This window comes from uncultured Fibrobacter sp., from assembly GCF_937877005.1.
In the GTDB taxonomy this organism is placed as follows: domain Bacteria; phylum Fibrobacterota; class Fibrobacteria; order Fibrobacterales; family Fibrobacteraceae; genus Fibrobacter.
The window spans coordinates 1-8,611 of sequence record NZ_CALEFV010000323.1; the positions used below are offsets into that span (position 1 = coordinate 1).

The following is an 8,611-nucleotide window of genomic DNA, read 5'->3' on the forward strand; positions in this document are numbered from 1 at the left end:
TGAATAAGGCTTTTGCAGAGCCGCCCCTTACCAACTTGGGTACGTCGCCAAAGTGGGTTGCAATATAGCTAAAAATGCTCCCGTCTTCAAGGGTTATCCCGTTTTTTTTTGTTTTTTTTTATCTTTGACCCATGCAAAAGAACTCGTTCAAGGTCCACCTAGGCGCCCTGCTTGCCTCCCTGTGGATTCGGAGTCTACGAGTCAAGTTATCCGTTCCTGACGATTTTTCACCGGGAATACTGGGAACATGGCACCGTGACCTACTCGCAAGTGCCGCAGCCTTCAAGGATCGAGGAGTTCACGCATTTGTCTCGGAATCGCGAGACGGCGACTTTTTTGCTCTTGCGGCACAAAAACTAGGCTACGCCGTAACACGTGGATCCAGCACCCATGGTGCGACCAACGTAAGGCATGTGCTCGACTCCCTAAGCAAAGGAATGTATGCGGGCATGGCACTGGACGGTCCGCACGGGCCCGCTGGAAAGGTCAAGCCGGGTTCTATCTGGCTTTCCCAAAAAAGCGGCCGCCCCCTATGGCAAATTTCAGCAAAATATGGTCCGCATGTCACGCTCAAAACTTGGGATAACTTCATTTTACCTCTACCAATGTCATCAATTGTCATTGAAATTAAGTATCTTTACACTACATAACGACCCTACCAAGGCAATTTCGAATTATTAAGGAAAAAGGACTACTAACGTGATTTTAATGCCGCCCAAATTTGTCGCATTCGACCTCGAAACCACAGGCCTCAATAACCAGAAAGACGAAATTATCGAGATCGGCGCCGTCAAGTTCACCGTCGAAACAAAGAAGGATAAGGTCGTACCCAAGCTACTCGGCGAATTCGAAACCTTTGTAAAGCCAAACATGATGATTCCTGCCGAAGCCTCAGCGGTGAACCATATCTACGACAGTGACGTGCAAAACGCTCCTGCAGTTGGCGATGCAATCAGAAATTTCACCGCATTTTGCGGGCAGAGCTCTATCCTGCTTGCCCACAACGCGAACTTTGACGCAAGTTTCTTGCGCATTGCCTACAAGAACAATCCGCAGCTCGTGCCCGGAAACCCCGTTATCGACAGCCTCGCTATCTCAAAAGCAATTCTGCCCGAAGCCAGTTCACACAAGCTAGGCATCCTCGCAAACATGTTCAAGCGCAGGGACGAAATTTCAATGAACATTGAATCCGACAAGATGCACCGTGCCGTCTACGACTGCCTGATGCTCATGGAAGTATTCGTGGCACTCCTCCGCCGCCGGTTCAAGGAAAAGGACTGGGAAATGGCCTGCATCATGAAAAACATGGAAAAATACAAGGGTATCCCCCAATTTATCAATAAGTAGCGCCGGCTCCTCCCTAGTCATTAAATGACTAGAAACGACAAAACACCGCCAAGGAATATCTTGGCGGCTTTAAATTTTCACTAACCAGGAATTAGATTCCGAGTTCAGCGGCGACAGCCTGGATACCAACCTTATTGATGGTACGCAGACCAGCAGCGCTCACGCGCAGCGTAACCCAGCGATCTTCTTCAGGAATGTAGAAGCGCTTCTTCTGAAGGTTCGGCAGCTGCTTCATCAACTTCTTGCGGTTAGAGTGGGAAACCATGTTGCCCACGAGGCCGGCCTTGCCGGTAACTTCACAAATGCGGCTCATAATAAACTCCGTTGTTTTATAACGGACGCAATTTTAGAAAAAAAAAAACGACTCCGTCAAGGTGTAACAATTAATCTTGCAATGCCTTGGGCAGGTTAAACTTGGTAGATTCGACCATTTTTGTGAAATTTTCAATTTCTACGGGGGCAAATTTTTCTTTAATCCAGTTCACGACCCCCTGAACAAGTACTTCAGGGGCACTTGCGCCACTGGAAATGCCCACCGATTCCATATTTTCAAACCAATCGGGGTTCAAGTCATCCACAGACGCAATCAAATGGCTCGGAATCCCCTGTTCTTGGCCCAATTCCATCAATCGGCTCGAATTGGACGAATTTTTCGCCCCAACAACCAGAAGCATGTCCACCTTGGAGCACAATTCAAGCACAGCAGCCTGACGGTTACCCGTTGCATAGCAGAGATCCCCCGCATCGGGACCAATTATTTTGGGGAATCGCAGTTTGAGAGCATCGATAATCTTGCGGGTTTCCGCGACAGAAAGCGTCGTCTGCGTAATGTAGGCCAGTTCCTTGCCTTCGGGAACTTCGACCGTACGGGCATCATCCTCGTTCTTGATCAGCGTGATTGCACCTGGCGGAAGCTGGCCCAGGGTTCCCACAACTTCGGCATGGCCTGCATGACCGATCAGGATGATATGGCGACCTGCGGCATAATGACGCTTTGCACTATAATGAACCTTGAGCACCAGAGGACAGCTTGCATCCAGCACCTGAAGTCCGCGCCGTTCCGCACTGGCATAGATTTCTTCGGCAACACCATGAGCCGAAAAAATAACGACGGATCCCGAGGGGACTTCGTCAATTTCATCGACAAAGACCACTCCCTTGTCCTTAAGCGTATCGACCACAAACTTGTTATGAACGATTTCGTGACGCACGTAAATGGGGGTTCCGAATTTTTCAATAGCACGTTCCACAACATGGATAGCGCGGTCAACGCCAGCACAAAAGCCTCTAGGAGTAGCAAGAATCACTTTTTTCATGAAAGGAGTCCCTTTAGAAAATTCAACAACAGTTGGTAGGAATCTGAAACTTTTTTCTTTTCCGCAGCCAGATAAGACTGCACATGGGCCGCCGACGGATAACGGCGACGGAGGTAATCCGCAGGCGAATGTATCTGCGCAAGGACATGCGCGCCGACAAGACCTGCAACGGCATCCTCATGCCCACGGGCATAAGGTCCTACACAGGTAGAGACACCCATTTGGAGCGGTTCCCAGAAATCATGAATGCCGAGATGGCGAACAAACGAGCCTCCGACCACTGCGCTTCGACTTACGGAAAGAATTTCATGCGAAAGTCCGTAGCAGGTCACAAGCGAAATACATCCCTTGCGCACGGCTGGATAATCCACCACCGGAAGTCCGGCATCTAGCAACAAACGACGGAACGAGCTCAGTTCCGAAAGCCTACGGGGCATGACAACCACCGCGTCGCCCTTGTCTACGGAATCCTTCACCATTCGTAAAAGCGCTTCGGATTCTTCCTGGTGGAACGACAGGAAAACCGTATCAATGTTCACCGTTTCAGGAGTTCCAATGACGCCCCCCTCCCGGACCCAGTGGAGTAATTTCCAATCGCTGCCAATCGTACACGGAACACAACCTTTGGAAGCATAGGCAAAGCGTCCAAGATCCGCGGACGTCTGCATACAGGCGTACCCCATTCCCGAAAAATCGAGATAAGGAAGCGAACGACGGTAACGGCCCGAGACGAGCGCAATGTTTTTCCTTGTCGAAATACGCGATAGCGTCGAAAGGTATCCTGGCCACAGTTCATTTTCAGCAAGGATTAACCCAACTGGCTGAACCGACTTGACAAAAGCCGTAAGAGCCGAGGGGATATCAGCCGGCGCCATGGCGGATTCCACTATTCCCGCCCCCTTTTCTTGCAGGAACGGAAGCACCTCGACTTTTTGGGTCGTTATCAGAAGTGGAGGACAATTCGGCAAATCCTCCCTAAGGGACTTCGCCAAACTAAGCAACATGCGGCATTCTCCAAGACTTGCCCCATGCAACCACAGATACGGATTTCCCTCAGCAGCGATTGGCCACGGACCTTGCAAACGCTCTTCGATATGGTACTCGCGGTTGAGTCCCGGCACGAGCGTTGCCGCCCGGCCCAAAGCCTGCGTTGCGTAATCTAGCGCCCATCGTCCTATTTTAGCGGCACCTAATTCCACCATATCAGAAACGGCACCTTACGAAGAATAATGATCAAGACGATCATCGTCATCCAGAGCCATGTAAAGTGATCGGCTACAATAGCTGCCCAAGCAGAACGTTTCGGCCCATCGCGATGGAATTCACGCGGAATGAAAGCCGGAGTCTGCATAGCCCAGATTTTCCATTCTTCGCCAAACTTTTTTTCAAGGAACCGATCATCAAGCTTGGCGAGATAGATTTCAAAGGCAACGACGACAACGATAAATGGAATCACATAGAAACTGAGACCGAAATGCAAAAAAATCAGCGATACCGCAAACGCCGCATTGGACACATATAACGGATGACGCAACCTTGCATAGGCACCCCAGGTCACAAGAGAATCCGCTTCCTGCGTTGCACCCCGCGTATGTTCACCAATAACACGACGAGTCTTGATACGCAAATACAAGGCCAGAACAAAGATGTTGATAAAGATGAGGAACGAAATGATTTCAATGTCAGCCGGAGGAAACACAAGCATAATCAAAGAAAGAATACCAAGAACCCATCCCCGGTAACGAAACAAAAATTCTCGTTTTGGTTCTTCAGATGGCAAGACAACCTGATCGACAGTTTCTTCGACGGATTTAGATTCTTCGACGGGTTTAAATTCCATAACTCGCTGCTCCGCTATAGATGCACTACATTAAATATACATTCCAGTTCGGGAGAAAGCACGTCATGACTGACGACAATTGTCCATTTGTCGAGGGATTTTGCCGCATTCAGGAAGGATTTCAGCAGATTTTCGCGGTCAGCCAAGGCAACCGAGGCAAAAGGTTCATCCAGGAGAACCGTTTTACAGTCCGATGCAAGAGCCCATAGCAGAGCCACGCGAGCTCTTTCTCCCCCAGAAAGGGTTTCCTTATGAAGCAAACGAGAAACATCCGAAAACTGGATGAATGCCGTAAGAGTTTCTTCCGTAGAAGATCTTCGTGCGGATTCTAGCAATTGCACCAGCATTCGCCGAGGAGGCAATTCAAGATCCTGAGCAACGAAAAAGACATCGTGAGGGAACTGAACCTCCCCCGCGTCAAAATGTTCGAGTCCAGCCAGTAGGCGCAAGAGAGTCGACTTTCCAATTCCGTTTCGTCCTCGTACCAGTACAGGTTTTTCACGAGACCACTCAAGCGAAAGATTTTCGAATACAAGAGAGGAGGCTCCATCGTAGCCAAAACGTCCGCCCGTTACCGCGACGCCCGCAACCGAACACGGGCCTTTTTTTCCCAGGGGAACATTTGTCGGCAACTTTTCGAAATCCTCAAGAACATTCAAGGCGCTCATTGCCGCCCGGAACTGCGGCAGGACCCGGGTACATTCCTTGACCGGCTTATAGCAAAGAAGCACCGCCGAACTAAACAGTACAAGTCCCGAAGCTTCCATGTAGCCACGACTCATCAGCAAGGCGCAAAAACCGAGAACAAGCACCATCGCTAAAACCGACACCGTTTCAGTAACGAGAGAAAGCCCTGATTTCTTGACTGCCGCATAAAGGCCATCATCGCGAAGGCCTCGGATGTCTTTTAGCAGATCCCTCGAGGTTCCCGCTCGCTCATTTCGACCGCTCCATTGCCTGAACAGACGACGGGCAAGCGACAGGTCACCCCGATAATCGGAACGATCCCGTAGCAGGGATTCTTCCGCGGGACCAAGCTTGTGAAGTTTTCTCTGCAAAACGGCAACAAAAGGAACCACAACGACAAACAGAAACAAGGCCAACGGCCAAGAAATATAGAACAGTACTGGCAAGAAAACAAACAACTGCAGAACCGCCTGAACCGCCTGAAAAAAAACTCCTCCATTCATCTGCAGAACCAGAGTTGCTTCATAAGCTGCCTCGACCTTGCGAACCCCCTCTGAAGTATGGAATACCCGCGAGGAAAGACTACGCAAGCGATGCAGGAACCACCCATTCACGCATGCCGAAACTCGATATAGCCAGTTTTCGGAAATTTTGGATTTCCAGTAAAGGAAACACAGGCGAAGAGCCGCAAGAGTCAGCATGCCCACAAGCCACCAGACCAGCGGAATTTTCGTAGAGCCATTGACAATGTCAATAAAGGATCTGATACCCCAAAGAACAGCCGCATCGACGACACTCGCCAAAAGTGCCATCGGTAAAAAGCGGACAATGCCTCCTTTCAGGGATTTTTTTAGCCATTTTTTCAAAAACACTGAAAAAATTTAATTTTTTTTGACGAGGACCCTTTACAAGAGAAAAATACTTTCTTATATTTGGTCTCACAAATCGCCCCTATCGTCTAGTGGCCCAGGACTCGGGATTTTCATTCCCGCAACAGCGGTTCGAAACCGCTTGGGGGTATAAAAGGAACCTTTCGAAAGAAAGGTTCCTTTTTTCAACCGCGACAAAGGGTATAAAAAGAGCTGATCGAAAGATTAGCTCTTTTTTTATACACCCAAGCCAACCGCCTCACAGGGTATAAAAGAATATTCTCAATACGAGAGAGGGATTGGACGACTCAGTCACTTCGTTTCCTTAGTCTCCAAAGCCTCTCTCTATATGAGAGAGGGATTGGACTACAAGCTCATTTCATTTCGCTTGTAGCCCTTCGGGTTACGGCCTTTGGCCGTAATCCTTAACTGCGCTGAGTTCGCTTCGCTCTCGCGCAGTTAATCGAACCCTCTGCGAGGGTTCTCATCCTATTTTCAGTGAAACAAAAAGCGGGGCCTTACGGCTCCGCTTTTTGTTTCAAGGAGAGAGAGGGATTCGAACCCTCGGTCCTGTGACAGACTCCGGATTTCGAGACCGGCCCATTCGACCACTCTGGCATCTCTCCGAGGTTCGCACAATGTAGTAAAATAATTTTCGGTTGTCTACACCCATTTCTAAAGAAAAGCTCGCCACCCTTTGAAATCGACTCCCTTATTTCTACATTTGGCCGCAAATCCAACAAAATGGATCCAAAGAACTTCAGGTTTATAAGCGCGAGTGCGCTTCGGGGCTTTTCAAGGTTCAGCCGGACAACCGGCATAAGAACCATTCGATAGTGCGGCATGGGCCGCAGATGAAGTTTACGGGTCCTGAAGGTGCATTATGACGAAGAATACTGAAGAACGTATTCCCGAAGAATCTATTGACCCCAAATCCAAAATCGCACGCGAAGCAGACGCGTTCTTGAACGCCATTGCCGGCGGTGCCAACGAAGACGAAGCGGATGAAGCCGCATTCCTCGAAGTGAACCCGAACGGCGTGGTTGTGGACGAAGAGGGCGATGTGCTCAAGAAGGGCAAGAAATCCGCCATCGAAGTCGGCACAAAGGTCGAAATTGAAGAAGGTGAAGTCGAACAGCCCGAAGATGACAATGATCCGGCTAGCACTCCAACCTCAGACGAAGACTATGCCGAATCCAAGAAGGACTGCGCCGAACCGGTCGTAGAAGAACCGACGGAAGAATCCGATGCCGACTCTGACGACAAACTGGCCGAAGATGCGGAACCCGCAGACGAAGCGCTGGTCACTTTCGAAGACCTCGGACTTGCAGACGAAGTTCTTGAAGCCATCAAGGCACTGAACTACGAGACACCCTCCCCTATCCAGGCGAAGGCGATTCCCGCCCTGTTGCAGGGCGGAAACCTGCTCGGCACGGCTCAGACCGGTACCGGCAAGACCGCCGCATTCTCGCTTCCGCTGCTTTCGAGGCTCGACTTTAACGGTCACGAAACCTCGATGCTGGTACTCACGCCGACCCGCGAACTTGCGATCCAGGTGGCCGAAGCAATTCAGCAGTACGCTGCCAAGATGCCGAAGGTGCATGTGGTTCCGGTTTACGGCGGTCAAGACATCGCCGTGCAGCTGCGAGCCCTCAAGCGCCAGGCGAACATCGTGGTTGCTACCCCGGGCCGCCTGATTGACCACATCAAGCGCGGCTCCATCGTGCTTTCGGGCGTGAAGGCGATCGTCCTCGACGAAGCCGACGAAATGCTCGACATGGGATTCATGGAAGATGTGGAAACCATCCTCAAGGAAATCCCGGCAAGCGCCCAGCGCGCCCTCTTTAGCGCCACCATGCCTAAAGAAGTCAAGAAGATTATTGAACAGCACCTGGGCGAATACGAAGAAGCCTGCATCGAAGGCAAGACGACGACCGTTGAAAACATCCGCCAGCGCTACTTACTTGTAAAGAACGAACATAAGATCGAAGCGCTCGCCCGCGTGCTCGAAGGCGAAGATTTTGACGGTGTACTGATTTTCGTGCGCACCAAGCAGAACACCACCGAAGTCGCCGAAAAACTCGAAAGCCGCGGATTCAACGTGGCTCCGCTGAACGGCGACCTCGCCCAATCCATGCGTGAACGCACCATCAACCGACTCAAGATGGGTAAGCTCGATATCGTTGTCGCCACCGACGTGGCCGCCCGCGGAATCGACGTGGACCGCATTACGCACGTGGTGAACTACGACATTCCCTTCGACACCGAATCTTACGTGCACCGCATCGGCCGTACAGGCCGCGCAGGCCGCAGCGGAAACGCCATTCTCTTTATCACGCCGCGTGAAAAGAAGATGCTCAAGATTATCGAAAAGGCAACCCGCCAGCCGATCGAAACGATGGAATTGCCGACGGCAGAAATCATCAGCGCAAAGCGCGTGGCCGCCTTCAAGGACAAAATCAAGAGTGTGATTACCACCGGCGAACTCGACAAGTTCAAGGAACTCGTCCAATCGATGGTAGACGAAAGTCAAAACGCAGAGTGTCATCCTG

8 protein-coding genes and 2 tRNA genes are annotated in these 8,611 nt (G+C 50.7%); 4 read left to right on the plus strand and 6 right to left on the minus strand.

Features of this window, described 5'->3' with window-relative positions; genetic code table 11:
• The first annotated feature begins 131 nt into the window (after positions 1-131).
• Together Q0628_RS14210 and Q0628_RS14215 are read left to right on the plus strand one after the other, a co-directional pair.
• Entirely contained in the window at positions 132-650 is a 519-nt protein-coding gene (locus Q0628_RS14210; RefSeq protein ID WP_298772082.1) for a DUF374 domain-containing protein, read from the plus strand.
• 58 nt (positions 651-708) lie between these two features.
• Positions 709-1,347 carry a 3'-5' exonuclease gene (locus Q0628_RS14215; protein WP_298772095.1) on the plus strand — a complete coding sequence of 213 codons (639 nt, stop codon included), beginning with the start codon at positions 709-711 and terminating at the stop codon, positions 1,345-1,347.
• A 91-nt stretch (positions 1,348-1,438) separates the two neighbouring features.
• Here the strand turns inward: Q0628_RS14215 and rpmB are convergent, their stop codons facing one another.
• From rpmB to Q0628_RS14240, 5 genes are all read right to left on the minus strand, one after another.
• Complete coding sequence (rpmB, locus tag Q0628_RS14220) at positions 1,439-1,660, minus strand: 50S ribosomal protein L28 (protein WP_298772083.1); 222 nt, start codon at positions 1,658-1,660, stop codon at positions 1,439-1,441.
• A gap of 70 nt (positions 1,661-1,730) precedes the next feature.
• A complete protein-coding gene (gene ispH, locus Q0628_RS14225; RefSeq protein WP_298772084.1) occupies positions 1,731-2,663 on the minus strand; it encodes a 4-hydroxy-3-methylbut-2-enyl diphosphate reductase in 933 nt (310 codons plus the stop codon).
• Positions 2,660-3,865, minus strand: a complete 1,206-nt coding sequence (locus tag Q0628_RS14230) for a glycosyltransferase N-terminal domain-containing protein (protein WP_298772086.1) — start codon at positions 3,863-3,865, stop codon at positions 2,660-2,662. The genes ispH and Q0628_RS14230 overlap by 4 nt, the downstream gene beginning before the upstream one ends.
• Complete coding sequence (locus Q0628_RS14235; protein ID WP_298772089.1) at positions 3,853-4,503, minus strand: isoprenylcysteine carboxylmethyltransferase family protein; 651 nt, start codon at positions 4,501-4,503, stop codon at positions 3,853-3,855. Before Q0628_RS14235 ends, Q0628_RS14230 begins: the two co-directional genes overlap by 13 nt.
• A gap of 14 nt (positions 4,504-4,517) precedes the next feature.
• Positions 4,518-6,002, minus strand: a complete 1,485-nt coding sequence (locus Q0628_RS14240; protein ID WP_298772091.1) for an ABC transporter ATP-binding protein — start codon at positions 6,000-6,002, stop codon at positions 4,518-4,520.
• Between the two features lie 135 nt (positions 6,003-6,137).
• Between Q0628_RS14240 and Q0628_RS14245 the strand changes: the two genes are divergently transcribed.
• A tRNA-Glu gene (locus tag Q0628_RS14245) sits at positions 6,138-6,210 on the plus strand.
• 390 nt (positions 6,211-6,600) lie between these two features.
• Here Q0628_RS14245 and Q0628_RS14250 read toward each other — a convergent pair.
• A tRNA-Ser gene (locus Q0628_RS14250) sits at positions 6,601-6,685 on the minus strand.
• Positions 6,686-6,942: 257 nt separating this feature from the next.
• On the opposite strand from Q0628_RS14250, the gene Q0628_RS14255 reads away from it, so the two are divergent.
• The coding region (locus Q0628_RS14255) for a DEAD/DEAH box helicase (protein ID WP_298772093.1) at positions 6,943-8,611 on the plus strand (1,669 nt) is incomplete at its 3' end.

Coding starts and splice junctions, on each gene's coding strand:
- Q0628_RS14210 (WP_298772082.1), top strand. CDS start 132: ATGCAAAAGAACTCGTTCAAGGTCCACCTAGGCGCCCTGCTTGCCTCC.
- Q0628_RS14215 (WP_298772095.1), top strand. CDS start 709: ATGCCGCCCAAATTTGTCGCATTCGACCTCGAAACCACAGGCCTCAAT.
- rpmB (WP_298772083.1), bottom strand. CDS start 1,660: ATGAGCCGCATTTGTGAAGTTACCGGCAAGGCCGGCCTCGTGGGCAAC.
- ispH (WP_298772084.1), bottom strand. CDS start 2,663: ATGAAAAAAGTGATTCTTGCTACTCCTAGAGGCTTTTGTGCTGGCGTT.
- Q0628_RS14230 (WP_298772086.1), bottom strand. CDS start 3,865: ATGGTGGAATTAGGTGCCGCTAAAATAGGACGATGGGCGCTAGATTAC.
- Q0628_RS14235 (WP_298772089.1), bottom strand. CDS start 4,503: ATGGAATTTAAACCCGTCGAAGAATCTAAATCCGTCGAAGAAACTGTC.
- Q0628_RS14240 (WP_298772091.1), bottom strand. CDS start 6,002: ATGGCACTTTTGGCGAGTGTCGTCGATGCGGCTGTTCTTTGGGGTATC.